The organism is Streptomyces sp. NPDC007205, assembly GCF_040634095.1.
Classification (GTDB): Bacteria; Actinomycetota; Actinomycetes; order Streptomycetales; family Streptomycetaceae; genus Streptomyces.
In genome coordinates this window covers 78,150-105,084 of the sequence record NZ_JBEYEW010000027.1, presented here as the reverse complement: position 1 = coordinate 105,084, position 26,935 = coordinate 78,150, and the positions used below count along the sequence as shown (strand labels likewise).

The following is a 26,935-nucleotide window of genomic DNA, read 5'->3' as shown; positions in this document are numbered from 1 at the left end:
GCATGCGGGACGTCGAGTACGGCACGATAAGGAACCAACGAGGCCCCCGGACTGTGATGTTGAGACTTCAGACATCTCGCTCAACAGTCCGAGGGCCTCGCCCGTTACTCGACCGGCCTCGTCACCCGATCGGTGGCCAAATTGAAAAGCCTCCATGCTTCCAGGAAGCTGACCCCGGTGTACTCGGGGACGGCGGGGGACACGGCCGGGCGTACCCGGGAGAAGGCGCCGTCGGCGCCGATGACCAGATCGGTCTCGATTCTCGTGCCGTCGGCGAAGTGCAATTGCCGCGGCCCGTCGGCGGGTCCGCTGATCATGTCGAGGGCGTGGCCCCAGCGCACGGTTCCCGGCTGCACGGAGTCGAGCAGCATGTTACGCAGTTGGCCGCGGTCGATTTCCGGCTTGAAGAGCTCGTCGGGCGCCGGGACTTGATGGGACGTGATCGTGCCGCACGGGTCCATCTGGCGCATTTCCTGCCCTTCGGGACGGGCGAGGGCGAAGAACTCGTCGAGCAGGCCGGCTTCGCGCAGTGCGACCTGACCGTTGTCGGCGTGCAGGTCGAGGGTGCCGCCCTGGTTGCGGGCGTCGGGGCCCGGGTCGCGGTCGTAGACGGTGACCGCGATGCCGCGCTGCTGGAGGATGCGAGCGCAGGTCAGTCCGCCGGGTCCGGCGCCGATGATGCTGATGCTGGCGTTGGCGGGCTCTGGGGAGTTCATGGTTGTTCCTTCCCGTCGGCGAAGAGGAGTCATCGGGCGAACAGGGCAGGGCGGGGCACTCCGGCGTCGGCCTCGGTCATGGACGTGCCTCGAGCGCCCCCTTGACGGACAGGACGGCGACGGGCGGTGCGGCGCAGACGATGACCATGCCGGCAAGGACGTGCCGCTCAGGTGCTCACAGCCTCATAAAAACAGAACAAGGAAAAAAGTGCAACAGCTCTACTTTGCGATCGGTTTCGACTATCGGCTACGCTCTAGCCATGACCGTGCCCCCCGTCAGCCGCCGCGACCGCAAGAAGGCGGCCACCCGGCAGGCAATCGCCGACGCCGCACTGCAGCTCTTTCTGGAACGTGGCTACGACCAGGTAGGCATCCGTGACATCGCCGACGCCGCCGACGTATCGACCGCTACGGTGTTCAAGCACTTCAGCGGTAAGGAGGCGCTGGTATTCGACCAGGACCAGGACCGGGAGTCAGAACTGATCGCCGCGGTGCGGGAGCGACCCTCCGGTCAGAGCATCCTCAACGCCCTCCGACAGCACGTCCTTGACACCTGGCCCTCGATCGAGGCGCATCCTCAGGCGGCCGAGTTCACCCACCTGGTGGAGTCCACGCCGGTGCTGCGCGCGTACGCCGAACGCATGTGGACCAGGTACACCGACAGCCTCAGCGCAGCCATCGCCGACGAGGTCGGCGTGGACCACGACGACCTCGCATGTGTGGCTCTTGCTCGATTCGTACTCGACATCCCGGCCCTCGCTCGCGGTCGGCAGGACCGCCGAGCCGCCGTCGAGACCATCTTCGACATCCTCACACACGGCTGGGAACCGCCCGGCAAGCCGTCTGTGCCGTAGCCCCCGGCAAAGACCAACACCTACACCGCCGTCGACGAGCTGAGCGGCAACACCGCCCTCGGCGACAGCCAGGACCACCAGCTGGTCGCCGTCCACAGCGACAAGTGCGTCGACGTCATCAACGACTCCGCCTCGACGCGCGTCATCCTCCAGTGGACCTGCGACAGTCAGGGCAAGCCCTGAGAGCCGGTAGGGTCTCGTCGGTGCAGAACCGTCTCCTCGCGGAGATCACCGTACCGGTCAGTGGTTGCGCGGAGCGCTCCACCCGTTGGGGTTGCTGATGTCGGGGTTCGTGGAGTATGAGGCGTTGCCGGTCTGGTAGACGAAGTACCAGAGCTTTTGCGGCGCGTAGTAGAAGACCTGCGGTGCTGCCCGGTAGCCCGTGCCGATGGCCGTGCGGTCGAGGTAGTGGTGCGTGGCCGCCCCCGCCTGTGACCAGTCGCTGAAGCTGAGGTACGCGAGGCTGTAGCCGGAGGAACTGGCGACGCTGGCGAACACGTGCCACTTGCCGTTGTGACAGACGACCGACGGGTCCTTGATCCCGGCGATCTGGTGCGTGGCGTCCGGTTTCGGGGCGATCAGCGGGCCGCTGGAGGTCCGGGAGACGTCAGCGGGTTCATGGTTCTCCTCGTAGCGTGGGCGCGGGTCGGATCGTGTGGCCGCGCTGCTGAGTGCTTGTGCGGCACGGCGGCCCGCTTCTGATGCGGGCATGACATGCTCGGGATGGTTCTCGTCTTTCGGCCCCTACCAATGAGATGCCTGAGCTTCGTTCGTTATCTCGAACGGCGATCGATTTTCCGAGCATCTTGGATGCTAAGGAACATGGGCGCATCGTCAACAGTCTGCGTTCGCAAAGGCGAGCGCATCTTTCGCCGCGGACGGATTCCGCAGGCGTGGGCATCAGCGCCGGGCGAACTGGACCCGGGTCGGTTGGACGACGTTCGGCTGCAGTTCGATGCCGGTGATGGTCAGCCGTTGCCCATAGATGTCCGGGACATGAGCCAGGACTCCGCGGACCTCTGTTGGCGCGCCACCCCGGCACGCACAGCAGCGAACGGATCGGCTGCGGCTTGACTTCAGGGACTCCCCACCGCCAAGGGAGCGGCCGCGCTCCGCCGCAGAGCGGACGGCGTCGCTGCGCATCGGCACGGCGATGCGGCCCTACGTGAACTCCCCAGCCAGGGCTGGCTGGTGAGCATCGCTCCGTGTCTGTTTCCGTACGTTGCGTGACATGAATCGGGACGACTTTCGGTGTCCCCGGGCCCGTGTTCGCGGCCCCGCACGGCCTTGCCCGCACGGCGCTGTTCGGCTCCCGGCGGTGGTGGAGCGCGTGGCCAGGGTGTGGCCGGAACGAATCCGCCGGGGCCAGGGCGGTCTGGCTGGGCCAGGCGACTGCTGGTGACATATGCGCTGTCGCGTCGTCATGGCCGACCACATCAGCGAAGTGGTCTTGTTCATCTCGGAACGGGAAGGCGGCGGGATGCCGGCTGAGGTCATCTTCTTCAACGTCGGCCAGGGGGACTGCACGTTCCTGTGGTTCTACGAAGTCCGGGGTGGCGGCTCCGGGGTGTCGAACCCCGCGGACCGGGTAGGCGTGGCAGCCGCGCTGATCGACTGCGGGGCCAAGCCCTCCACTCCGCACCGCAGCACGCACGGTCGGCCAGGCACGAACGACGTGCGGACGGTCGCGCACATCCGGGAGGTCATCGCCGACCGGCTCGCGCGGAACACCGGGGCGAGCCAGGGCAAGCTGGACTACCTGTTCCTCAGTCACTCGGACGCCGACCACTACAACCTGCTCGAGCTGCTGCTGTGCAACGCCGCCAGGACGCTCGACTTCGGGATCCAGGATGTGTGGTACACGGGCGATCCCCGGGAGTTCCACAAGGGGGACACCAACGCGTTCACCTACAAGCTGCTGCAACCGGGGGAGCAGCACCGGTTGACCAACGGCGCCCACACGGTGGTGAACGCCCCGAAGTCCGTCGGTCTGTACTCGGCGAACCATCGCGTCGAGATCGCTCCGACGGTCGCCGACCTGCCGGAGCTCTACCTCGTCTGTTCCTCGCTCTACGCCGTCGTCGACGGCAGGAAGGTGACCTCCAAGACACGCGGGAAGCGGCCTTCCACCTGGACGAACGCAGCCAGCCTGGTGTTCATGCTGCGCGGCCGGCCCGCCGCGGGCGACGAGAAGCGGCAGAAGGCGTTGCTGATGGCCGATGCCGAACGCGGTGTGGAGGACTTCCTGCGGGAGTCCGACCTCGTGGAGAACCGCTACCGGCGCGAGAAGAACCTGTGGCTGAAGGCCGGTCACCACGGCAGCGCCGAGGCCACCAGCAAGGACTGGCTCGACCACACCACCCCCGACGCGCTGTTCTTCAGCTCCGGGCTCGGACGCTTCGGCGGCACCGGCATGCCGGCCGACACCAAACTGAACGAGATCCGCACCACCCTCGCCGCGCACGGCCTCCCTCAGCCGGACATCGCGCCGACTCAGCAGCATCCTTACGGGTCCTTCCAGAGGGGACGAACACCGCCGTTCGTCATACAGGACGCGACCGAGGGCATCTGCACGGCCCTGGCCGAGGCTCCGCCTCCCTCCGGGCGCGACTGGCTGGGGATGGACTGGCATCTGATCCTGGATGACCCGAGGCCCGGCGACTATCACCTCGAATTCGTCTGACGACTCCTCAGACCCAGGGAACAGGGAGCAGCCTGTCATGGCACTCACGGTCGCCGCGCTGGAAGCGCTGCTGGACCAGACGCGGGAGACGTTCCGGCTCGGCACCGGGGAGTTGGGACTCGCGGGCTTCACCGAGCAGTGCACCGCCTACCTGGCCGATGCCGAGCTCAACATCACGGATGTCACTGTGGTCGACAAGCCAGGCCTGCGCGTCGAGGGCTCGGTGACGTTGAAGGGCAGGGCCGCGACGCGCGGCAGCGTCACCTTCGTCCCGGACGCCGCGGGCGCCACCGTCGCCGGAGTCCGGGTGGACGCCGAAGTGGAGCAGGACAGCGAGCTGCTCACCGACGCGGCCAAGGCGGCCGCCGCGAGCCTCGCGGTGCTGAAGCCGAGCCGCCCGCGTCTGGTGTTCGGCGAGGAGCCCGGCCGCGACGCGCGGGTGACGGCCCGGACCGGCGTCGGCGTGGCGCTGGACTTCCCCGCCGCCGCCGCCGACGACGCCGTCAAGCCGTACCTGTGGGCGTACGAACCCGCGGACAGCTCCGAGGCGTGGCAGCTGGGCGGGACCTTCCCGGCGGTGCCGCTCGCGGACCTCTCCAGCCTCGCCGACCTGGCCGGCACCCCGGGCGGCGGCGGCTTCGCGCTGCCGTCGGACGTGCCGCAGGCACAGGGACTTTCCCTCCGGGCTCTGTCCGTGTCCTTCGGTCTGGGCGAGGGCGGGGGCGCGGCACAGCTGCTGTCGATGTGGCTGCGCGTGGAGATGAACACCCAGTGGGCGCTCGCGGGCGGGCAGTTGGTGGTCAATGGCCTTGACGCCCAGTTCGGGGTTGTCCTTCCACGGTCCAGGCCGCGTGTGCAGACCGTGCTGGGCGGCGAGGTCGTCCTCGCCGGGGACATCGCCGTCGATGTGGAGATCACCCTCCCCGACCGGGAGATATCCGCCTCGCTCGGGCGGCCCGTGCCGCTCAAGCCCCTGATGGACCGGCACTTCCCCGGCCTGCCCGTACCCGCGCTCACCGTCCAGGACCTGACCCTGTGGGGCTCGGCCGCGCCCGGCGCGTCCGGTTACGGCGTCGATGCGGAACTGAGCGACGTCTGGCAGCTCGCCGACGGCGTCAAGCTCTCCCGGGTCGTCCTGTCCGCCGCCAAGCAGGGCACGGACACCACGGCGTCCCTCGACGCGCTGTGGAACCTCGACGAGACAGTGCTGGACGTCCACGGAGAGTGGGCGAGCGGCACCGGCTGGAAGCTCACCGCCTCCGCCTCGAACGTCTCGCCCGCCGACATCTTCGGCCGGTTCGGCATCGCGCCGCCACCGATCCTCAAGGACGTCACCATCGGCCACATCGGGGTGTCGTACGACGACAAGGACCGGAAGTTCCAGCTCGGCGTGACCGGGACCTTCCCCCTGGGCGAGCTGAAGGCCGCGCTGACCCTGACCGTAGACCTCGCCAGGCGGTCCGGCGGACAGCCGGGCTACGACCAGCGGTACACCGGCTCGCTGTCGCTGGAGATCCCCCAGCACGGCGGTGAGCCGCGCACGATGTCCTTCACGCTGGCCGACGCCCAGCACGCCGAGTTCACCGCCTCATGGGAGGATGCGCAGGGCGTCTCGCCCGCCGACCTCGCGACGCTGCTGGGAGTGGACGCGCCCGCCGAGATCCTGGCGAAGCTGGGGACGGTCACCTCGGTGCGGCTGCGGTACGCGTCCACGGACAAGTCCGTCGTCTTCGCCGCCCGCACCGTCGACGGCGGCTCCCTGGTCCTCGTGTCCCAGCGGGACAAGAGCGGCGGCCACGCCTGGGTGGCGCGCGTCGGCGTCGCGCTGAACGCGGCCCTGTCCCAAGTCCCGCTCCTGGAGGGACAGATCCCCGCCGACCAGGACGTGGCCGTCCGCGCCCTCGGCGTGCTCCTCGCCTCCGACACCCTCACGGCCGCCCGGACGGCCGAGCTGAACCGCGCTCTGGCCGCGTGCGACGACAAGCAGCCCGCGCTGCCCGCCGACGGGCTGGGCAAGGGCGCCGCGTTCTCGATCAGCCTCCGGCTGCCGGGGCGCGACGAGCTGATGTCGCTGGTGGTACGGGGCGACCGCCCGGGTGGCGCGTCCGCCGGGCGGCGGCAGCTGACCGCGAAGGGTACCGACGTCGCAGGTGCTGCGGATGCCGCCGGTGGCGCCAGTGGCGTCAACGCCGCCTTCCGAGCGGCGGATCCGGGGGCCTCCATGCCCCTTGTGGCGTGGGCGGACGTGCAGCGCGCGGTCGGCCCGCTGCGGCTGCGCCGCGTCGGCGTGGGCTACGCCGACGGCACCGTGTGGGTGCTGTTCGACGCGTCGCTGGGCATGGCCGGGCTCGTCCTCGGCGTCGAGGGCCTGGGCCTCGGTATCCCGCTGGCCCACCCCGACCGGCCCGAGATCCGCCTCGCCGGGCTGAGCGTCGCGTACTCCAAGCCCCCGCTCGCGGTCAAGGGCGCGCTGGTCAACCGGCCCCCGGACGACCAGTACGCGCTGCTGGTCCAAGGCGTCCTCGTCCTGTCGGCCGCGAGGTTCGGCCTGTCGGTGCTCGGCGCGTACGCGCGGCCGAAGGACCGCCCCGACACGACGTCGATGTTCCTGTACGGCAGGGCGTCCGGGAAGTTCGGCGGGCCGCCGCCCGTGCAGATCACCGGCATCATGGCCGGCCTCGGCTTCAACACCTCGGTCACACTGCCCGACGGCGACCGCGTCCTGGACTTCCCCTTCCTGAAAGACCTGACGTCGACCGACCCCGGCACCGACCCGATGGAGGTCCTGCGGACACTGATGGCCGGCGGCCAGGACGCGTGGGTGCGCCCGGCCGTGGGGCAGATGTGGTTCGCGGCGGGCCTGGCGTTCAGCGTCGCCGAGTTCCTCCAGGGCCAGGGGCTGCTCGTGCTGGAGGTCGGCGACGACTTCGCGGTCGCGCTGCTGGGCACGGCCGATGCGCGCTTCCCCCGCGGCACGGGCCAGGCGTACGCGAGGGCGCAGCTCGGTCTCTCCGCCAAGTACCGGGCCAGCGAGGGCGTGCTGAAGCTGACCGCCCAGCTCGCCCCCGGCTCGTTCGTCATCGACGAGGCGTGCGTGCTCACCGGCGGGTTCGCGCTGTACGTGTGGATGGACGACGCGCGCGCCGGGGACTTCGTACTCACGCTCGGCGGCTACCACCCCAGGTTCCCGGTGCCGAAGCACTATCCGGCCGTGCCACGGCTCGGCTTCAGCTGGCCGGTGACGCAAGCGCTGACCATCAGCGGCGGCTCGTACTTCGCGCTCACCCCGGGCGCGCTCATGGCCGGCGGCGCGCTGGAGGTGAACTACCGGTCCGGCAAGCTGCACGCCTGGCTGACCGCGTACGCCGACATGCTGATCGAGTGGGCGCCCTTCCGCTTCGACGTCGGGATCGGGATCAGCATCGGGGTCAGCTACGTGCTGGACCTGTGGCTGGTGCGCGAGACGATCCGGGTCGAGGTCGGCGCGTCACTGCGGCTGTGGGGTCCGCCGACGGCCGGCGAGGTCACCGTCCACCTGTGGTTCATCTCGTTCACGATCGCCTTCGGCGACGGCCGGGCGCAGGACGACCGGCCCGCCCCCTGGCCGGAGGTGGTCAAGCAGCTCCCGGCGCGGGAGGACGCCGTCCGGCTGACCCCCATGGACGGGTTGTCGGCGGCGCGGGCCGAGGACGAGCGGGGCCGCGACCTGTGGATCGCCACGCCCGGGGTGTTCTCGTTCGCCGTACGCGCGGCCGTGCCGGTGACGACGCTGCGGCTGGGTGACGGCGATGCGGCCACCGAGATCGCGGGCCGCGCGGTCAATCTCCGCCCCCGGCGTGCCGAGGGCAGGGACCTGGATTCCGTGCTCACCGTCACCCTGTCCAGGGGCGCGGCCCCGCAGCCGCTGGGCGACTGGTTCGCCGACTCGGGCGCGGAGGCCAGGAACAGCCTGCCGGCCGCGCTGTGGGGCCCGTACGACGGCAAGCTGACCGTCGACAGCGCGCGGTGGGCGGACGACCAGCTCATGGGCGTCGACCTGCGGTTGCCGCTGCCTCAACAGGGCGCCTCGCCCGGCGAGATCACAGCCGGGACGCTCGCGCACGACGACCGTTTCCCGGACGGGGCACTGCCGCTGCGGCCCGCCGCCGTTTCCGCCCAGGCCGTCGCGGCTGCCGCTGCCCCGGCTCCGGAAGCTGCGCCGCTGACCGTCGCCGAGGCCGTACGAGCCGCCCATCCCGTACGCGCCGCGGCAGCCGACGGCGACAGGGCCGGCGGGTCCACGCGCGGCGCGGCAGGGGGTCAGGCCGCAACGCCGGTCGACTGGGCCCGGGACCGGCTGTTCGCGGCGATGGAACACCTGGGTGTGAGCCCCGGCACCAACGACCGCCTCGCGGCCGACGACGGGCTGGTGGCCGGGGACACCACGGCACCGGTGGACCACACGATCCCCGGCCCGCCCGTCCCGACCGGCGACCGCCTGTACGCGGCGGGCGCGGGACGGACGGCGACCCCGGCCGACGCACACAGCCTCACCCCGTACGAGCCGTCGCGCCTGGGCTCGGCGAGCCCGACCCACCTCGCGGTCAGCCCCGACGGCCGCCGCCTGGTCGTCGTCGACGCCCGGGAGGGCGTCGACATCCTGGACATCTCGGCCAACCCGCCGGCGGCGGCGCCCTCCCTGCTCCCCGACCGGCTGTGGGTGCCGCAGAGGCCGCAGGCCCTGTCGGCCTCGCCGGACAGCGCGTACGCCTACGCCACCTTCGCGCAGCCGAACCAGTTCGTGGTCCTCGACCTGACGAAGACGCCCCCGGCGATCCACTGGCAGTACGGCACGGAGACGACGCCCGGCGACGCCGTCGCCTCCACCCAGTGGGACGCGCAGCGCCAGATCGTCTATCTCGCCCAGCCGGATCGGGGAACCGTCGCCCTGCTGGACGTCACGAACGGCAAGTGGCCCTCGCCGATGGGCGAGTTGTCCGCCGGTCCGAACCCCACACGACTGGCCGTGGACCCGCGCGGCCGGTGGCTGTACGCGCTCAACGCCGGGCACTCCACGGTATCCGTCGTCGACGTCAGGACCGGCGGCCAGGGCGTGGTGGCGACCCTGCGGACGGGCACCGACCCCAGCGCCCTGGCCGTCGGGCCCGACGGGGCACGGCTGTACGTGGCGAACACGACCAGCGGCACGGTGTCGGTGTTCGACGTCTCCGGCACGTCGCCGCAGGAGGCGGCCGACCCGGTGTGGGTCGGCGCGGACCCGATCGCGCTCGCCGTATCGCCCGCCGGGGACAGCCTGTTCGTCGCCCGGTCCGGAGAGAAGGCCCTCCAGGTGGTGGACCTCTCAGCCGACGCGCCGATCCCGCTCGACGTCACCATCCCGCTCACCGACACCCCGGTGGCACTCGCCGTCACCGCACCGCCGCCCGCACCGCCCAGCGGCGCCTCGCGGACCGGCGGATCCCGGACGCAGGAAGCCCAAGAAGACCAGGAAGCCCAGGAAGGCGGTGCGGCGTGATCCGCCCCGAATACGCCCCCGAGCCCGACCCGCAGCTGAACGTGCAGTTCCTCGACGCGCTCGTACCGAGGCTCAGCGCCGGGCGCTACACCCTCACCGCGCACCAGACCCTCGCCCGGGGCGGACAGCCGGTGGACGAGGGCTACCTGCCGACCGCCGCGTCCCCCGTCGTGCAGCCGCTGGAGGTGCGCGCGCCGCGCTTCGGCGTGGAACCGGAGTGGATTCACGGCGCGTACCCGCCCCCGGACGCCACCGGCCTCTACAGCGACGTCCTGCCGCACGTGACGCTGACCCGGCCGACCCTGCCCTGGGAGCGGGACGGGGAAGCCGCCAGGAACGGCACCCGTCTGCCCTGGCTGGCCCTGCTCGTCTTCGGCGAGGGGGAGGTGGCCGGCGATCCGCACTGTCTCGGCCGGACCGACGCGCGCACCGTGGCCCAGCTGTCCGACCCGGCGCACCGCAGCCCCGACGACGGACCCGACGTCGTCCTCCCGTCCTTCGACGCCGGGGACCCCGTCCCGGTGGAGGATCTGGAGCGCCTGTGCCGCACGGTCCTGGTGGACCGCGCCGCCTTCCACGCCGCCGCGCCCGCCAAGGACGAGCTGCCCTACCTGACACACGTACGACGGGTCAACGAGCGGCACCAGGGCGTCACCTACAGCCTCGACCTGATACAGGTCGGGGACTACGCGGTCGTCACCGGCAACCGGCTGCCGCGCGCGGCCGGCGGGCGCTACGTCGCCCACCTGGTCTCCCTGGAGGGCTGGCTGCCCTGCCTCCCGGAGGAGGGTCAGGAGGCGTACGACGGTCCGGCGCAGAAGCTGCGCCTGGTGTCGCTGTGGTCGTGGTCGTTCGAGACGCTCGCCGACCACTCGCCCGGCTTCGCCGCCCTCACCGAGCACTTCGTCGAGACCCAGGGCGACCAGGGCAAGGACCTGCTGCTGCGGGTGCCGGTGGACGGGCGGCACCTGTCCGGCCCCGAACAGCAGGAGGTCGCCGACCGGCTGCGCGCGGGCTACCTGCCGCTGTCGTGCCGCACCGAGTCGGGGCGGGCCACCTTCGGCTGGTACCGGGGGCCGTTGGCGCCCGTGCCCGTCGAACCGCGGCCGGCGCGCGACCGCCGCCGCTGCGCGGCCGAGGCCATGATCTACCTGGAGCAGTACGGGGTCTTCGACGTGAGCCTCGCGGTCGCGTTCACCGCGGGCCGCGGCGTCGCCCTGGCCGACCACCAGTTCAGCGCGGCGCTGCTGCGGCTGCGCGGCAAGGTCCGCAAAGCCGTGCAGAGCGTGGGAAGCACCGGCGACGGGCCGGCGCCGGTCGCGTACGCGCTGCCGGGCGAAGCGCCGGCGGATGCCGGACCGGACCCGCTGCCCAGCGTGCTGCCGAGCGCGCGTGAGCGGCTCGAACACCTGGTGGTGAACGGTCTTGCCGACCACCTCGGCGCGCTGCTCGCCGCTCCTTCCCCCGTCGCGGCACCGGCAGCGGCAGCGGCCGAGCCCCCGGCCGACGGGCCTCGCACCGTCGGCGCCGCCGCTCCCGCGCCGCGCGCGGTCATCACCCCGCTCCCGGCCGCGACCGAGCTGCCCACCACGGCGGACCTGACGGTACGCCGGCTGCGCACGGACGCCGGGCTCCGGGCCCGGCTGGGCTCGGCCCTCGCGTCCCTCACCGGCACGCCCGCACCCCGCACCATCGCGGCGTCCGCGCCCGCCGGCAAGAACACCGAGCCGACCGAGGCCGGCACGCCCGACGAGGACCTCACCGCCGTCCGCGACTGGCTGGTAAGGCTGCGGGACCTGACGGGCGTGCCGTTCGCCCACCTGGTCCCCGACGCCCGCATGCTGCCGCCGGAAAGCCTGGGCTTCTTCCACGTCGACCCCGACTGGACCAGCACCCTCGTCGAAGGCGCGCTCAGCGTCGGGCTCGCCCACTCCTTCGACCTCACCACCGACGACCTGCTCTTCGGCCCCGACGGCGAGGCCCCCCTGCCCGCGCCCGCCGCCCCGCTCACCGGCCTGCTGATCCGCTCCCAACTGGTGTCCGGCTGGCCCGCGTTGGAGATCCGGCCCTACACGGCCGCCCGTGCGTCCGACGGCGAGAGGGCACTGGCCGTGCTGCGCCGCGAGCGGCTCGCCGACGATGTGCTGCTCGTCCTGATCGAGGGCACACCCGGCCGGGTCGAGATCGCCGAGCCGCAGCAGGGCGTCCACTTCGGCATCGACGAGCCGGACGACAGCCACGCGGACGACCCCCTGCAGGACGGCATCATCCGCCTGCGGTCCCTCACGCCCCCGACCATCGGACAGGAACTCGGCCGGCACTTCCCGGCGCAGCCGGGCCTCACCCCGTACCTGCGTGACGGCGGCGCGTCCCGCGTCGACAACGTACTGCGCGTGGTGCGGCTCGCGGCCGGCCTCCAGAACGCCCTGGGACTGCAACGCCCCATCACCTCCAGCGAGTTCGCCATCCAGATGATCAACGCGGCGCAGCGCCGCACCTTCAGCACCGACCCCAGGACGACAGGAGACCACCCCCATGGCTGACGGCGACGACACGCTCATCGTCCCGGTGAACGTGGACGCCCTGGTGGTCAACCAGAGCGTGCGCCAGCGAGACGGCCAGGGCTTCAGGCGCTGGCGGCCCAACTTCAACCTGCTGCGCCACAACAAGACCCCCGAGCCCAGCCCGTTCACCAACGAGCAGCAGTGGAACAGCACGGGCATCGACGACACGCCGTACAAGAAGCACGACGGCGTGTACGTGCGCTGGGAGCTGCCGGAGGCGCTGCGTCACGGCGAGTCCCGTTTTGAGGGCGGGCCCACCGAGTTCCCGCTGGTGCCGAACCGCTGGCTGGTCGTCCGGCAGGTGCGCGGCCACACCGGCCTGACGACGGCCTGGGTGGTGGAGAGCGACTTCCTGGACGACCGCGAGGGCACCTCGGCGTTCGTGCACCCCTTCCGGCCCGGCGTCCAGGACCCGAAGGCCACCCCGTACCGCTCGACCGTCATCACGACGAAGATCGGCCGGGCCCAGGGCATCGGCCCCGACGGCGGCGTGGCGTGGAGCGAGCCCGCGGCCGGCGACCCCGCGCGCCGGGAGCTGTTCCTCACCGCGGTCGGACCTGGGCTGATGACCTTCCACATCTACCAGCCGTACCACCAGAACGTCTTCTCCCTGCACGACCCGATGACCGGCGTCCCGGACCGGGCGACCGTGGACTACCAGGTCGTGGGCTGGCACTCCGACCCGGCCCAGGAGGAGCTGCGCCGCCGCCTGGGACAGCCGGGCACGACCGTGGCGGGCGTCCTCGCCGAGCTGGGCTGGAAAGTCGCCGACCTCCCTCAGGGGTGGACACCGGCCTCGACCACCTCCTGCGGCAGGGCCATCGGCGTCGCCTGGAACCGTACGGGCCCTGCCCCGGACTCGGCCCGCCCGGCCGACAAGAACACGATCAAGATCGGGGTGGGCAGCAGCGTGGACGAGGCGACGGCCGCGCTCCTCGCCGCCGCCCGCGCCGCCCTGCCGCCCGCCGCCCGCAACACCCTCGGCCACGCGGACCCGGGCCTGCTGCACGCCCTCGGGCAGGGCCTGGTGGACACCCTGGACGGCGCGGACGGGACCGTGCGCACCGCGCAGGCGATGCACAAGGGCTGGTTCGAGCAGCTCCCCGGGGGCTATGTGTGGCGGCTCGCCGACACCTCGGGACAGGGCAACGTCTCCGGTGACCCGTCCTCGGTCACCTGGTCGGGCGTCTTCGCCGAGCACGAGGAGTGGCTGGCCCGGCTCAACCGCGACCAAGCCGCGTACGACACCAGGGCGCGCGAACTGGCCGCACTACAAGGGCGGTTGTACGCGCTGTGGTGGATGCACGGCCTGCCGCTGCTGCCGCCCCGGTACACGCGCGAGCAGTTCCGCGCCGAGATCGACCCCGCCAACCCGGACGGGCTGGCCGCCGAAGTCGCGCGCCGCATCGAGGAGCTCAAGGAGCTGCAGGGCCGCGTTCCGCACGGCGCGGACGCGGTCGAGCTCGCCCGCTCCATCGCCGCCTACATCGACTCCCACCCGCCGAAGCTGCCCGACGGCTACGAGCTGCGCCGGGAGGCGCTGCCGCCGTTCTGGCAGGCGAGCGACCCGACGGTCGTGCTGTCCGGCGCCAAGTCGCAGGAAGGGCACGACCCGCTGACGGGCGGCGAGCCGCTGCTCTGCCGCACACCTGCGCGGATCCTCGGCGGCGTCGCACCGGGAGACCCGGTCCCGGACGCCTTCGCCGCCCTGAAGACCGGCGGGCTGCCCCCGATCGTGGCCGCCCTGCTCGGCGAGTTCGTCCACGTCCTCGACCCGGACCACGCGGGCACCCTCCCGCCGGACGTCGCGCCCGAGCCCTGGCGGCAGCCGTGGAAGCCGCTTCTGTACCAGTGGCGGGTGCGGCACTGGCCAGTCCCGTACGGCGATCCGAACCGGCCCAACTGGAGCTTCGACGGCGGACGCTACGCATGGGAGCGCGGCGACGCGACGAAACCTCCGCTCGAGATCACCAGTCGGCGCTTCCTGGTGCCGCTGCCGCAGTACACGCTGAGCAGCGGCCTCGACCAGTACGCTGCCGACCACCCGGCGGCGGCCGTGGCCGCGTTCGCCGCCGCGGCCGAGCAGGCCAAGGACCTCGATCTGCTGTCGCAGCGCCTGGACGGCCTCACCGACGCCCTGGCCTGCGTCGACGCCGCACCCAACCTCAGTCCGCCCGGCGCGGTCGGCCGCCTGGTCGGCGACGTCTTCGGCCGGCTGCCCGACCCGGGTCCGCTGCCCGTGCCGTTCGACGGCTGGCAGAAGTCCGGGTTCACCCAGATCCGCGCCGGACAGTTCGCGATGAACGCACTCAGCATCGTGGACGAGTTCGGCCAGACCCTCGACGTGCTGCTTCCCGGCGACGCGGCCTATCTGCAGCCCGTGATCGGCGACAGCCTCCGGCCCGGTGACCGCTACGCCGAGGACACGCTGAGGGACCGCTTCGTCCAGCTCCCACCGCGCCTGCTCCAACCCGCCCGGCTGCGCTTCGACTTCTTCGCCGAGCACGACGACGGCCGGCTCGTCGACCTGACCGCGAACACCACCCCGGTGTGCGCGTGGATCATCCCCAGCTACGTCGACCGCTCACTGCTCTGCTACGCCCCGACCGGCGCGCCACTGGGTGAACTGCGTCTGAAACTCCAGGCCGACCCGGGAGCGGAGGGCGGCATCAGCACGGTCGTGGGCTGGGGCCCGCTGCCCGACTCGCAGGTCCACTCCATCGACGGCCTGTTCCCCGACCGGCCGCAGCTCCACGCGTTCGTCTCACACCTGGCCACCGCTGACCCCGCCGTCTTCCTGGACCTGCTGTCCACCGTCGACCGGGCGCTCTCCGGCATCGACCCGGGCAACCCGTACGGCGACGAGGTGCTCGGCGCGCTGCTCGGCCGGCCCCTGGCCCTGGTCCGCACGGGCCTCGGCTTCGAGCTGGACGGGCCACCGGTCACCGATCCGGGCTGGCGGTACGCGCTGGACTGGCGGGCCCTCACCGACTGGCGCGAGCGCAAGACCGGCGGCGGCCGGGCACCCGCAGAGATGGACCACCTCAACTACCGGTGGCCCATCCGGCTCGGCAACGCCGGACAGAGCGGCGACGGGCTGATCGGCTACTTCTCGGAGGCGGACTACACCACGTTCTACGCGGTGACCGGACCCGCTACCGAACAGCCCACCGGCTACGTCCAGGAGATCTCCAGCGGCAACTGGCCGGCCCTCGCGGCGGATTCCATGGACCGCACACACCTGACGATGCTTCTGGATCCGCTGGCGGCGGTCCACGCCACCACGGACCTGCTCCCCGTCACCGACCTTCGACTGCCGAGCCGGTTCACGCGGACCGCGATGGCCGCGATGCAGGTGGCGCTGCGGCTCAGCCCTGTGCTGACCACCACCCGCCAGGTCCCGGCCAAGCAGACGGAGACCGACGTCGAGAATGGCACGAAGGGTGAGAGCGACCAGCCGAGCGGTTTCGTCAACGCCCTCGCCCTGCCGCACCCGACCGGCCCGCAGGGCGTCTGGGACTGGTCCGAGCTGGTGGTCCCCGACACCGCCGCCCGTACCGGCGGCGCGACGGCCGCCCCTCAGTGGGCCCACCACGAGGTCGTGCAGATCGACCAGAACGCCCGCCTGGACGAGGACGGCCCCGTCGTCCGCACCGGGTTCCTGCGCCTGACCAACGGCTTCGACCACGCCTGACCCCCGAAGGAGCTGCATTTCCTTGAACGAACCGCCCGTCGGCCGCTGCCTGCTGGACTACGACGTCATCAGCGACCCGTTCCCGCTGTACACGCCGACCAGTGACGACACGCCGCCCACCACCCTGCACATCGTGGTCTCCAACGGCGGCGCCGACACCGTCCACTGCCGGGAGATCCTCTTCTCCCTGCCCCAGGGCGACCTCGCCCAGAACCTGGTCGACGCCGACACGGGCGACGGCAGCGCCGACGACTGGACCGTGGAGCGGATCCAGGCCGGCGCCGACATCGCGCTCCCGCCCGGGGACTACGCCAACTTCGTCGCCAAGCCCAAAGCCGCCTCGGGTGAAGCCCCCGTGGACCGCTCCGGCCTCGTCATCACCCTCACGAACCTGCGCATCACCAAGCAGCCGGGCACGGCCCGGATCGAGATCCGCGAGACCGCTACGACGGACCAGGGCCACTGGCCGGACAGCCCGGGGTTCACCACCTGCACGATCACCAAGTTCCCGGCCCCGGCCATCCCCCTGCAGGTCGTGTCCGACTTCCACGCCGAGCAGTGCGAAGTGTCCTCGGGCGGCAACGTGCGCCTGGTGTGGCGCGGCCCGGACACCGTCGAGTACAAGGTGCTGTACGGCGCTGGGGCCAAACCGGTCGACGGACAGACCGACACGCTCACCGCGTCGAAGGACGGGGACGGGGTCCCGGTTAAGGACTTCGAGTGGAAGGGAACGGTCGCCCGTGACACGACCTTCCACCTCGTCTACGTCATCGGCGGCGCCACCCGCACCCTGTCCACGACCGTCACCGTCGCCAACCCGGAGCTCACCGGGCTCCACGTGACCGGCGACACGACAACCGACGGCGCGGTCACGGTCTTCGGCGAGCTCACGGCCAACGGGAACCTGACGACGAGTACCGCGGGCGAGACGAGCTTCCACCACCCGGTATCCGTGCTGGACGGCAAGAAGCTGCTCGCGAGCGGCGACCTGGAGGTCAACGGGAGCATCACCGCGAGCGGGAACTCGGTCGCGATCGCCAAGAACATCTCCGCGAGCGGGAGGACACTGACCATCGGGGCCATCTCCGGCACCTCGGTCGACGTCGGTAATGGCATGCTCAAGGGCGGCGCCGTCAGCGCCGGCAGCGGTCCGCTCACCGGCGGCGCCATCAGCGGCAGCTCCGTCAGCGCCAGCGGCGACATCACAGCCAGTAACGGCAAGCGAGTGATCCGCGTCGGCGACCGCATCGAACTTGAGGTCAACAGCCACGACAAGCAGCTCTACCTCTACTGCGAAACCGGAAACAAGGACAACGTCTACGGCGGGAAGACGGGCTTCCGTAACAGCATTTGGAGGGTCCACTACAAGGACTCGAACTAGAAGGTTCTTGTCACTGCCCATGGGCTCCGCATCGCCGCTCTCGTGCGATATGGCTGCGCCGGCGACGTCGATCTGTTGAGGCGGGATCGACGCCGTCGGCGTTGGCGGCCGTCGTGCCGAGGGGTCGACCCCCAAACCGTCGCCCGCCGCCAGTCACGCGTCTCCGGGTTCCCGTGTGAGCTGGGTGTCCATGGTGGAGCGCACCTGTGTCGAGGCGTCTTGACTTAGTTAGTGAGTCAGCACTAACTTACCCGCATGGTCAGGATGAGCGCAGAAGACAGGCGTGAGAGCGTGATTCGCGCGGCGATCGCCGAGTTCGCGCAGAGGGGGTACCACGGCACCTCCACCGAGGCGATCGCCAAGCGTGTGGGGGTCTCGCAGCCGTACCTTTTCCGGCTCTTCCCGGGCAAGAAGGCGATCTTCACCGCCGCCTCGCTCCGGTGCGTCGAGGACACCTGTCAGGTGTTCGAGGAGGCGGCGAAGGGGCTGGAGGGGGAGGACGCCGTACGTGCCATGGCGAACGCGTATACGCGACTGATCACGGAGCACCCCGAAAAGCTCCAGATGCAGATGCAGACGTACATCGCCGTGGCGGCCGTCGAGGCGGAGGGGGACAGCCGGTTCGGTGAGGCCGTACGGGCCGGCTGGATGAAGCTCTGGGACACGGTGCATCTCCCGCTGGGGGCCGACGTGGACGAGACCACGAGGTTCCTGGCGTACGGGATGCTCATCAACACCCTCATGGCCATGGGGTTCCCGGCCGGACACCGGGTCTGGGACGGGGTACGGCTCGGCTAGGCCGCGGTCGGCCGGGGATGTAGGCAGCGAGTGCCGAGAAGGCTCAAGGGCGGCGGCTTACCGTGCCGCGGCGTCCGGGCCTTTCCGCGACCGAAAAGTTAGTAAGCAATAACTAAATGGCAAGCGCATGCAGAGCACGAATCACCCGCTGGGGGAAGCAATGTCACAGCAGCAGGCAGCACGCCATGGGGGAGTGGCCTGGGCCCTCGTGATCACCGGTGTCGCCGGATTCATGTCGGCCCTCGACAGCCTGGTCGTCACCACCGCCCTGCCCTCCATCCGCAAGGACCTCGGAGGAGGGCTGGACGGCCTGGAGTGGATCGTGAGCGCATACACGCTCACCTTCGCGGTCCTGCTCATGTTCGGCGCGGCCCTCGGCGACCGGTTCGGCCGCCGGCGGCTGTTCCTCGCCGGCATGGCCGTCTTCACGGCCGCCTCCGCCGCGGCGGCCCTCGCGCCCGGCATCAACTCCCTGATCGCCGCCCGCGCCGTCCAGGGTGTCGGCGCGGCCGTCATGATGCCGCTCACCCTGACCCTGCTCACCACCGCGGTACCGGCTGAGAAGCGCGGGATGGCCTTCGGTGTCTGGGGTGCCATCAACGGACTGGGGGTCGCCTCGGGTCCCCTCATCGGCGGCAGTCTCACCGAACATGTGTCGTGGCACTGGATCTTCTGGCTGAACGTCCCCCTGGGCCTCGCCGTCATGCCGCTCGCCCGCCTCCGCCTCGCCGAGTCCCACGGCGACGGCGCCGCGCTCGACATCCCCGGCACCCTCCTCGTCAGCGGCGGCCTCTTCGGGATCGTGTACGGGCTGGTGCGCGCCCCCTCCGACGGCTGGACCGACTCCCTCGTGCTGACCGGCCTGATCGCGGGCACCGTGCTGGTCGCCGCCTTCGTCGTGCACGGCATTCGGGGCAAGAATCCCATGCTCCCCATGCGGCTCTTCCGCTCCCGCGCCTTCTCCGGGATCAACGCCGCAAGCCTGCTGATGTTCCTGGGCATGTTCGGCTCGATCTTCCTGCTCGGCCAGTACATGCAGGGCGTTCTCGGCTACTCGCCGACCCAGGCGGGTCTGCGGTTGCTGCCCTGGACCGGTATGCCGATGCTCGTCGCCCCCGTCGCCGGCATCCTCTCCGACCGTCTCGGCGGCCGTCCGGTCGTGGCCGCAGGCCTGTTTCTCCAGGCCGTGGGCCTCGGCTACATGGCGGTCGTGGCCACCCCGCACGCCTCGTACACCGCCCAGCTGCCCGCGCTGATCATCAGCGGCATCGGCATGGCCCTGTACTTCGCTCCGGCCGCCAACCTGGTCATGTCCAGCGTCAGCCCGCAGGAACAGGGCATCGCCTCCGGAGCCAACAACGCGCTGCGCCAGGTGGGCGGAGCCCTCGGCATCGCCATCATGTCGTCGGTCTTCTCCGCCCAGGGCGGCTACGAGACCGCGCAGAGGTTCGTCGACGGCCTGCACCCCGCTCTCGTGCTCGGCTCCGCAATGGTGGCACTCGCCGGTGTGGCGGCCCTGCTGATCCCGGCCCGGCGCCGCATCCCCGAGAGCGCGGGCGCCGCGGACCAGACGCCGGTCCTGGAGACTGCCGGGTCCTGAGCACCGCGCCCCGCTGACACAAACCGCTGACGCGCCCCTTGCGCGGCCCCGTCCTTCGCGGCGGGGCCCTGCAGGGGGCCGACCGGCATACAGGCGAAACGCGCGCCGCTGAGCCAAGAGCCCGCAGCCCAGCACGCTATGACGGCTCGTCGGGCAGCCGCAGTAGACTCCGGATTCACCACGGCAGAGCGGACATCCCCCCGATCGGCACCCCCGGCGATGGCCGCGCATGATCGCTCCCAGCCCGAGATCACGCTGGGAGCGAGGTGTACGCATTCACTGCGGCAGTCACGAGAGAGGCGAGACCGCACTTCCCCGGCCGACACGCCGGCCAGCCTCTGCGTCCGCGCCCTCTCGCCGACTTGACCAAGACCCTCGGCTTCCCACCACTGCTGACCGGTCTGCGGCGACCGTCAGCACGTCCTGGAGATGCCGGCCCCGCGTCACCGACACCCTCGGCTGCCACCACGGCTACCGCTGTCCGCCACCGAGGAGGGCATCGAGCCGCGGCGCCGCCCGGCCTGCCGCCTCTGCACGACCCGCCGCCACGTCCGCGGTCTCGTCCTCCGCAGTACCCCTCACCGTGAAGGCGTCTGCCACCGGCACCACCACTGGCTCCGCGGAGACGAGCAGCACAGCCTCACGCCGAGGCCGGCTGAAGGGCTTTGGGACGGCGCGTCCCTCTCGCAGTGAGCGGAAAACCGTTAGACGAGCCGGGCCGGAGACGTCATGATCCGCACTTGTGACAACTCTGAATCAGAAGCAGTTCCTGGTCCGGGCAGCCGCCCGCAACAACGCCGAGTGGTGCGCAGCGATGAGCCGATCGCACGGCCTCACAGGCGAGTTCGGGGCCCAGACTTGGACTGCTCCGTCTCGCACGCCGCTTTACTACCCCGATGCGGTGACGCTGGTGCCGGGCGCCGACCGGACCGCGCTGGCGGCCCGGATCGACACCACCGCACCGGGCGCCTCCGTCAAGGACAGTTTCGCCGACCTCGACCTGACGGAGGCCGGCTTCCAGGTGCTGTTCGAGGCGCAGTGGATCCACCGCCCGGCGGGTGCACCCGTCACCGCGTCGGATCTCGTCTGGGCCGTGGTGGACGACCCGGACACGCTGCGTGCTTGGGCGCTCGCCTGGGACGACGGGGACGGCAACGCGGACCTCTTCGGGCCCGAACTACTCGACGACCCCGCCACCTTCGTGCTCGCCGGACAGTCCGCCGACGGCCGCGTGGTCGCCGGCGCGGTGGCCAGCCGCAGCGACCAAGTGGTCGGAATCTCCAATGCCTTCGCGCTGGACGGCGGCCCTGGCGCGGCCTGGCCGGGCGTGCTGGACGCAGTAGACCGGCTGTTCCCCGCCCTGCCGGTGGTCGGCTACGAGCACGGCGACGACCTGGCGGCAGCCGTCCGCCATGGCTTCGAGCCGGTCGGTCCGCTGCGGATCTGGCTGCACGGCCGCTAACCACACCTCCAGGGCCGCCCGAGCCCCCTCGCGACCACCATCCCCACGGGAAAGCCGGACGGCCGACATCACTTGGCCCAGGCCCGGAAACTGCCACCTGGCATGCAGTCGGACGAGCCGGTGATCGCGGCGTGGGGTGTCGGTGCCGATCTTCTTCCGCGCCGTCGGCTGTGCCGTCGTCGCCGGCACGGGTGACGAGGAGATGTTGTTCGTATCTCAGACCACGGCGTCGATGAGCATGAAGGCGGCCACTGCCAGCAGCGCTACGGCGAAGATCTGTTGCAGGGTTTGCCCTCTCACCTTCGACGAGAGGCGCCTGCCGTCCCACGCTCCCAGGACTGCGGCGCCGGCGAAGGGGGCAACGACCGCCCAGTCGAGTTGGGTGATCGCGCCGCCGCGCAGTGCGAGCGCGGCGAGCGAGTTGACAGTGATGACGAGCAGGCTTGTGCCCACCGCGCCGCGCATGCGCAGGCCGAGTATTCCCACGAGAGCGGGGACTGCGAGGAAACCGCCGCCGACTCCGAGGACACCGGTGACTGCGCCGAGTCCCGCGCCGGCTGCTGCCGCACGCCCGGGCCTGGTCGTACGGGTGGCCTCTTTTTCCTCCCTGGGCCGCAGCATGCGTAGGGCCGCGCCCGCCGCGACCAGCGCGAAGGCCGCCTGCAGGGCAGCCGCGGGAATGTTCGCGGCAAGGGCGGAGCCCAGCATCGCCGGACCGATTCCGGCCGCGGCGAAGAGTAGTCCCGCACCCCAGCGGACATGCCCGTCGCGAGCGTGCCCGCTCAGCGCGGTTACCGAGGTGAGGGCCACGATCACCAGACCGGCGGTGGTGGCCGCCACGGGGGTGAAGCCGAGCAGGTAGATCAGGGCGGGGACGGCCAGCACGCTGCCGCCGCCGCCGAGCGCACCGAGCGCCAGCCCGATCACCGCGCCGGCCGTCAGAGCGAGGATCAGCGCGGTCACGCGACGGTACCGGGCAGGCCCTGCGCGTCCACCACGGGCAGCTTCGCCAGGGCCCATTCGCGCATGCCGCCGATCACGTCCACCGCCTGGGCGCCGCTGCCCGTGAGCAGGTCGACCGCCTGCTGGGACCGCTTGCCGGAGCGGCAGATGACCACCAGGGGGCGTCCTTCCGCCTCCGGAGGCAGCGGCACGCCTTCGGAGAGTTGGGACAGGGGAAGGAGGAGGGCTCCGGGTATGTGGCCCGCACGCCATTCGCCGTGTTCCCGGACGTCCAGCAGGAGCCACACGCTGTCGTGGGGGGCGGTGCCGTCGGCTGTGTGCCCGGTGCGCTGGGCTGCGTCGTCTACGGTGATCCGGCCTGTGCCGGACGGGGGCGTGTTCATGGGCTGTCCTCGCCTGGTGGGCAGTGGTGGGGTAATCCGAGCTGGAGGGGTAATCCGAGCTGGTGGGGCGATCCGAGCTGGTGGGGCGATCCGAGCTGGTCGGGCGATCCGACCTGGTGCGGTAATCCGAGCTGGCCGGCGATCCGACCCGGTGGGGATCAGGCGGCACGGAGCGGGAGTCCGGCCGCTTCGGCGGCGGTGAAGGAGTCATCCACCGCGACGACGTCTCGGCCCGCCGCGTCCAGCAGCGAGGCGGCGATGGCGGCCCGCATGCCGCCCGCGCAGTGCACCCACACGACACCCGGCGGCACGTCTTCGAGGCGCCGGTGCAGGGCGTGCAGCGGGATGTGCACCGAGCCCTGGATGAACCCGGCGGCCCGCTCGGAGGCGCGCCGGACGTCCAGCACGACCGGGTCCTCCACGCGCCGGCACTCGGCCAGGTCGGCGAACGTGGCGCGGGGAAAAGCGGCCAGGTCCGTGCCCTCGGGTGTCCAGGCGGCCGGCTCGCCGGTGGCCGCGGCGGCTGGGCGGTCGATGCCGACGCGCACCAACTCGCGCTGAGCGCAGGCCAGTTGCTCGGCCGACGCCGCGAGCAGGGTCACCGGCTTGCCCCAGGGAATCAACCAGGCCAGGTAGGTGGCGAGTTGCCCGTCGGCCTCGAAGTTGTAGGTGCCTGCGACGTGCCCTTCTGCGAACGCGATCCGGTTGCGCAGGTCGACCACCCACTCCCCGGCGGCCAGGCGCGCCGCGATCTCCTCGGCGTCGGCGACTGCCGGGGCGGTCAGGTCGACAGGGGCGGGCCCGGCGGTGTTCACGGGGCCCATGTGGGTGTAGTAGGCGGGGAAGTCGTCCAGGCCGGCCAGGAGGCGGGTGACGAAGGTGTCGACGTCCTGGGTGAGGGCTTCATTGGACGCCCTCTCCTTGCCGATGGTGGTCTCGCTGCCCGCACTCTGGCCGGCGGAGCAGAAGCTGCCGAAGCCGTGCGTGGGCAACACAGTGGCGGTGTCGGGCAGTTCTGCGGCGAGTCGGTGTGCGGAGGCGTGCTGGGCCCGGGCCAGATCCTCGGTCAGGCGAGGCTCGACCAGGTCGGGCCGGCCCACCGTGCCGATCAGTAGCGATCCTCCGGTGAACACCGCGAGCACCGTGCCGTGCTGCTCCAGCGCGTAGGCGGTGTGGTGCGGCGTGTGCCCCGGCGTCGCCAGCGCCCTCAGGGCCAGATCCGTGTCAATGAGCGTGCGGTCGCCGTCGTGCACGGGGACACGCTCGAAGGACACCGCGGCTCCGGCCGGCACGAGGTAGGCCGCGCCGGTGAGGCGGGCGAGATCCAGGCCGCCGGTGACGTAGTCGTTGTGGATGTGGGTCTCGACGACGTGCGAGATCCGGACACCCCGGCGTGCCGCCGCTTCCAGCATCTGGTCGATGTCACGCGGCGGGTCGACGACCACGGCCGTGCGCTCGCCGCCCGCGAGGTAGCTGCGGTTGCCGAGTCCGGCTATCTCGATCGTGTCGACGAAGAACATTGCATGCGCTCCTTTCGGCGCCCCGCGGGCGCGCGGGCCTGCGGGGCGTGAGCGTTGACGGCTGTCTCGTGCAAGTGCGGTCGGCGCAGGGGGCGTTCAGTGTGCCGGTGTGAGTCCGCGTACGCTGCGGCGCGGACGGGTGAAGGGGGCCCCGGCGGGATCGAGGCGGTATCCGGCGCGGGCATCGAAACGGGCGACGACGCTGAACCGGTCGCCGCGGATGAGGGTCGTGCGCCATTCGACGCTGCGGCCGTGCGTACGGCCGAGTCGTTCGATGGAGAACGCCGCCACTCCCTCGGGCAGGCCGAGCAGCTTTTGTTCGGCGGCCGTGGGGGTGACGGCCTTGATGTGTTCCTCGCCGCCGGCCAAACGGATGCCACAGCGTTCGGCGAGTTCGTCGTAGAGCGCGGTGTGGCTGAAGTCGGTGTCCAGCAGGGCGCGGGCGTCCGACGCCAGCATCCACACCTTGTCGTGGGCCAGCGGCTCGCCGTCGGCCAGGCGGATGCGCTCCAGGTACAGCAGGGGCGTCGACTCCTCCATGCCCAGGCGCACCGCCACATGCGCGTCGGCGCGGATGTCGAGATTGCGCACGATGCTGCGCTGTTCGAGTCCGGCCGCCTCGACGGAGGCGAACAGGCTGTAGAGGGCGCCGACGGGCTGTTCTATGACCGCCGCGCCCGCCGGTCGCGGTCGGCGTCCCTTGGCCGCGGTGACCAGCCCTTGCTCGCGCAGCTCCCGCAGCGCCGCGCGGATGGTGTGCCGACTGACCTCGTACCGCTTGGCCAGCTCCATCTCGCCGGGGAAGGAGTCGACGAACTCGCCCTGCTCCAGCCGGAGCCGAAGGTCGTCACGCACATGACGCCACAGCGGGGTCCCGCCCCGGCCGGCCTGGGAACGCGCGCCCCGGCCACCCGCGGGAGTGGGTTCCTCACTCACGATGCCCATCCTTGTGTACGTACATTTGAAAAGCTAATGTACGTACATTAGCGGGACCGGGCAAGGCAGGGGAATCACCCGCCCGCACGTGATCCTCACACCGCACCGTCATGGATCGCGCTGGCTCGCACGGCCCGCCTGCCACCGGCATGGCTCCCTCGAACCGGACGGAGAAACGGGTATGACCACTGACGCGCACCACAAGGTCCTCATCGTTGGCGGAGGAAGCGCCGGTGTCAGCGTCGCGGCCCGTCTGATGCGCCAGGGCATCCGCGACATCGGGCTCGTCGAGCCCTCCACCACGCACTACTACCAACCGCTGTGGACCCTGGTCGGCGGCGGGCGTGCCCGAGCGGCGGAAAGCGCCCGTACCCAGCAGTCCGTGATGCCGAAGGGCGTCGCCTGGATCCGCAGCCGCGTGGAGACGGTGACTCCCAAGGAACGGACGGTCGGCCTGGCCGACGGACGGACCATCGGCTACGACAGGCTCGTCGTCTGCCCGGGCATCCAGCTCGACTGGGACGCGGTGCCCGGTATGGCGCAGGCGGTCGCCGCGCCGCACACCTCCAGCAACTACTCCTACGAACTGGCCCCCAAGACCTGGGACCTGATCCGCTCGATGCGCTCGGGCACGGCCGTGTTCACCATGCCATCGGGGCCGATCAAGTGCGGCGGGGCGCCCCAGAAGATCGCCTATCTCGCGGCGGACTACTGGCGCGAGCAGGGCGTACTGAAGGACATACGGGTGGTCCTCGTGCTGCCGACACCCGGCATGTTCGGGGTTCCCGTGTTCGCCACCGAACTCGAACGGATCGCGGCCCGCTACGGCATCGAGGTGCACACCAACAGCGAGCTGGTCGAAGTGGATCCGGACGGCCGCGACGCCATGGTGATCAACCACGAGTCCAAGACCAAGGACTCTATCCGGTTCGACATGATGCACCTGGTCCCGCCCCAGTCGGCGCCCGGCTGGCTCAAGGTGACCGAACTGGCCGACCCGGCGAACCCGGCAGGCTACGTAGAGATCGACAAGCACAGCATGCGCCATGCGCGCCATCCCGAGATCTTCGCGCTCGGCGACGCCGGATCATCGCCCAACTCCAAGACCGGGGCCGCAGTCCGCAAGCAGGCCCCCGTCGTCGCCCGCAATGTCGCCGCCAGCCTGGCAGGCGCCGAGTCGCTGCCCGCGTCGTACGACGGATACTCCTCCTGCCCCATCACCACCTCACGGCACCACATGCTGCTGGCCGAGTTCGACTACAGCCTGCGGCACCGCCCCACCTTTCCCGTCCTCGACACCACCCGTGAACGCCGGGACATGTGGTACCTCAAGCGCTACGGGCTGCCGTTCCTCTACTGGAACCTCATGCTCCGCGGACGCGCCTGACCTCAGGCCGCGGGCGTCCGCTCCGGTCATGGACGATGACGGTTCCGGTACGCGGACGAGCCAGGGCCGGGTGGCCTCGTCCTGCACCACGCGGCAGGTGATCTTCAGGGCTATGCCGTCCACGGACACGAACTGCCGGAATCATCCACGACGAAGGCGAACGGGAACACGCGGCACATCATGGGGACACGCTCGGGCCGCTGTTGGCCGTGACGGTCACGGTGGCGTCGCCGACCGGCGGGGACGCAGCCCGCGATCCGCCGGCTCGGCGCGGCCGGTGACGCCGTCGGCTCACGCGGGGTGAGGGCTGCAGACGGATACAGCGGGCCGTGGTTCGCGGAAGGCTGCGATTACCTGGAACGCGGCTTTGCGTATCCCGTTGGGTTTCTTGGTCAGGACACGGCGCGCACGTCCGCTTCCGTACATGTTCTGCCCTTCGGATGTCCTCACACAGACCGGATGCCGCCCCCCGCCCGTAC

14 protein-coding genes and 2 pseudogenes are annotated in these 26,935 nt (G+C 71.2%); 10 read left to right on the top strand and 6 right to left on the bottom strand.

The window, feature by feature from the left end; translation table 11 throughout:
• Nucleotides 1-152: 152 nt before the first annotated feature.
• Nucleotides 153-716: pseudogene (locus ABZ624_RS32155) on the bottom strand (FAD-dependent monooxygenase); the annotation flags it as partial.
• A gap of 260 nt (nt 717-976) precedes the next feature.
• Between ABZ624_RS32155 and ABZ624_RS32150 the strand changes: the two are divergent.
• Complete coding sequence (locus tag ABZ624_RS32150) at nt 977-1,570, top strand: TetR/AcrR family transcriptional regulator (protein ID WP_360096854.1); 594 nt, start codon at nt 977-979, stop codon at nt 1,568-1,570.
• A gap of 246 nt (nt 1,571-1,816) precedes the next feature.
• Here ABZ624_RS32150 and ABZ624_RS32145 read toward each other — a convergent pair.
• Nucleotides 1,817-2,173, bottom strand: a pseudogene (locus tag ABZ624_RS32145) (non-reducing end alpha-L-arabinofuranosidase family hydrolase); the annotation flags it as partial.
• Between the two features lie 877 nt (nt 2,174-3,050).
• On the opposite strand from ABZ624_RS32145, the gene ABZ624_RS32140 reads away from it, so the two are divergent.
• The 8 genes from ABZ624_RS32140 (at nt 3,051) to ABZ624_RS32105 (ending at nt 21,267) form a co-directional block, all read left to right on the top strand.
• Entirely contained in the window at nt 3,051-4,253 is a 1,203-nt protein-coding gene (locus ABZ624_RS32140; RefSeq protein WP_360096851.1) for a hypothetical protein, read from the top strand.
• Between the two features lie 37 nt (nt 4,254-4,290).
• Nucleotides 4,291-9,768 (top strand): YncE family protein, encoded by a 5,478-nt coding sequence (locus ABZ624_RS32135; protein WP_360096848.1) that lies wholly within the window; start codon nt 4,291-4,293, stop codon nt 9,766-9,768.
• Nucleotides 9,765-12,311 (top strand): hypothetical protein, encoded by a 2,547-nt coding sequence (locus tag ABZ624_RS32130; protein ID WP_360096845.1) that lies wholly within the window; start codon nt 9,765-9,767, stop codon nt 12,309-12,311. The genes ABZ624_RS32135 and ABZ624_RS32130 overlap by 4 nt, the downstream gene beginning before the upstream one ends.
• Nucleotides 12,304-16,026, top strand: a complete 3,723-nt coding sequence (locus ABZ624_RS32125) for a hypothetical protein (RefSeq protein WP_360096842.1) — start codon at nt 12,304-12,306, stop codon at nt 16,024-16,026. The genes ABZ624_RS32130 and ABZ624_RS32125 overlap by 8 nt, the downstream gene beginning before the upstream one ends.
• Nucleotides 16,027-16,048: 22 nt before the next feature.
• Nucleotides 16,049-17,407, top strand: coding sequence for a hypothetical protein (locus tag ABZ624_RS32120; RefSeq protein WP_360096839.1), 1,359 nt, complete (start codon nt 16,049-16,051; stop codon nt 17,405-17,407).
• A gap of 255 nt (nt 17,408-17,662) precedes the next feature.
• A complete protein-coding gene (locus ABZ624_RS32115; RefSeq protein ID WP_360096836.1) occupies nt 17,663-18,205 on the top strand; it encodes a helix-turn-helix domain-containing protein in 543 nt (180 codons plus the stop codon).
• 160 nt (nt 18,206-18,365) lie between these two features.
• Nucleotides 18,366-19,805, top strand: a complete 1,440-nt coding sequence (locus ABZ624_RS32110; RefSeq protein ID WP_360096881.1) for a DHA2 family efflux MFS transporter permease subunit — start codon at nt 18,366-18,368, stop codon at nt 19,803-19,805.
• A gap of 814 nt (nt 19,806-20,619) precedes the next feature.
• A complete protein-coding gene (locus ABZ624_RS32105; protein WP_360096878.1) occupies nt 20,620-21,267 on the top strand; it encodes a hypothetical protein in 648 nt (215 codons plus the stop codon).
• Nucleotides 21,268-21,483: 216 nt separating this feature from the next.
• Here the strand turns inward: ABZ624_RS32105 and ABZ624_RS32100 are convergent, their stop codons facing one another.
• From ABZ624_RS32100 to ABZ624_RS32085, 4 genes are all read right to left on the bottom strand, one after another.
• Complete coding sequence (locus tag ABZ624_RS32100) at nt 21,484-22,230, bottom strand: sulfite exporter TauE/SafE family protein (RefSeq protein WP_360096833.1); 747 nt, start codon at nt 22,228-22,230, stop codon at nt 21,484-21,486.
• Nucleotides 22,227-22,613 carry a rhodanese-like domain-containing protein gene (locus ABZ624_RS32095; protein ID WP_360096830.1) on the bottom strand — a complete coding sequence of 129 codons (387 nt, stop codon included), beginning with the start codon at nt 22,611-22,613 and terminating at the stop codon, nt 22,227-22,229. The genes ABZ624_RS32100 and ABZ624_RS32095 overlap by 4 nt, the downstream gene beginning before the upstream one ends.
• Nucleotides 22,614-22,771: 158 nt before the next feature.
• Complete coding sequence (locus ABZ624_RS32090; protein ID WP_360096827.1) at nt 22,772-24,133, bottom strand: MBL fold metallo-hydrolase; 1,362 nt, start codon at nt 24,131-24,133, stop codon at nt 22,772-22,774.
• Between the two features lie 96 nt (nt 24,134-24,229).
• Nucleotides 24,230-25,069, bottom strand: a complete 840-nt coding sequence (locus ABZ624_RS32085; protein WP_360096824.1) for a GntR family transcriptional regulator — start codon at nt 25,067-25,069, stop codon at nt 24,230-24,232.
• 181 nt (nt 25,070-25,250) lie between these two features.
• On the opposite strand from ABZ624_RS32085, the gene ABZ624_RS32080 reads away from it, so the two are divergent.
• Nucleotides 25,251-26,456, top strand: coding sequence for an FAD/NAD(P)-binding oxidoreductase (locus ABZ624_RS32080; protein ID WP_360096821.1), 1,206 nt, complete (start codon nt 25,251-25,253; stop codon nt 26,454-26,456).
• Nucleotides 26,457-26,935 lie beyond the last annotated feature (479 nt).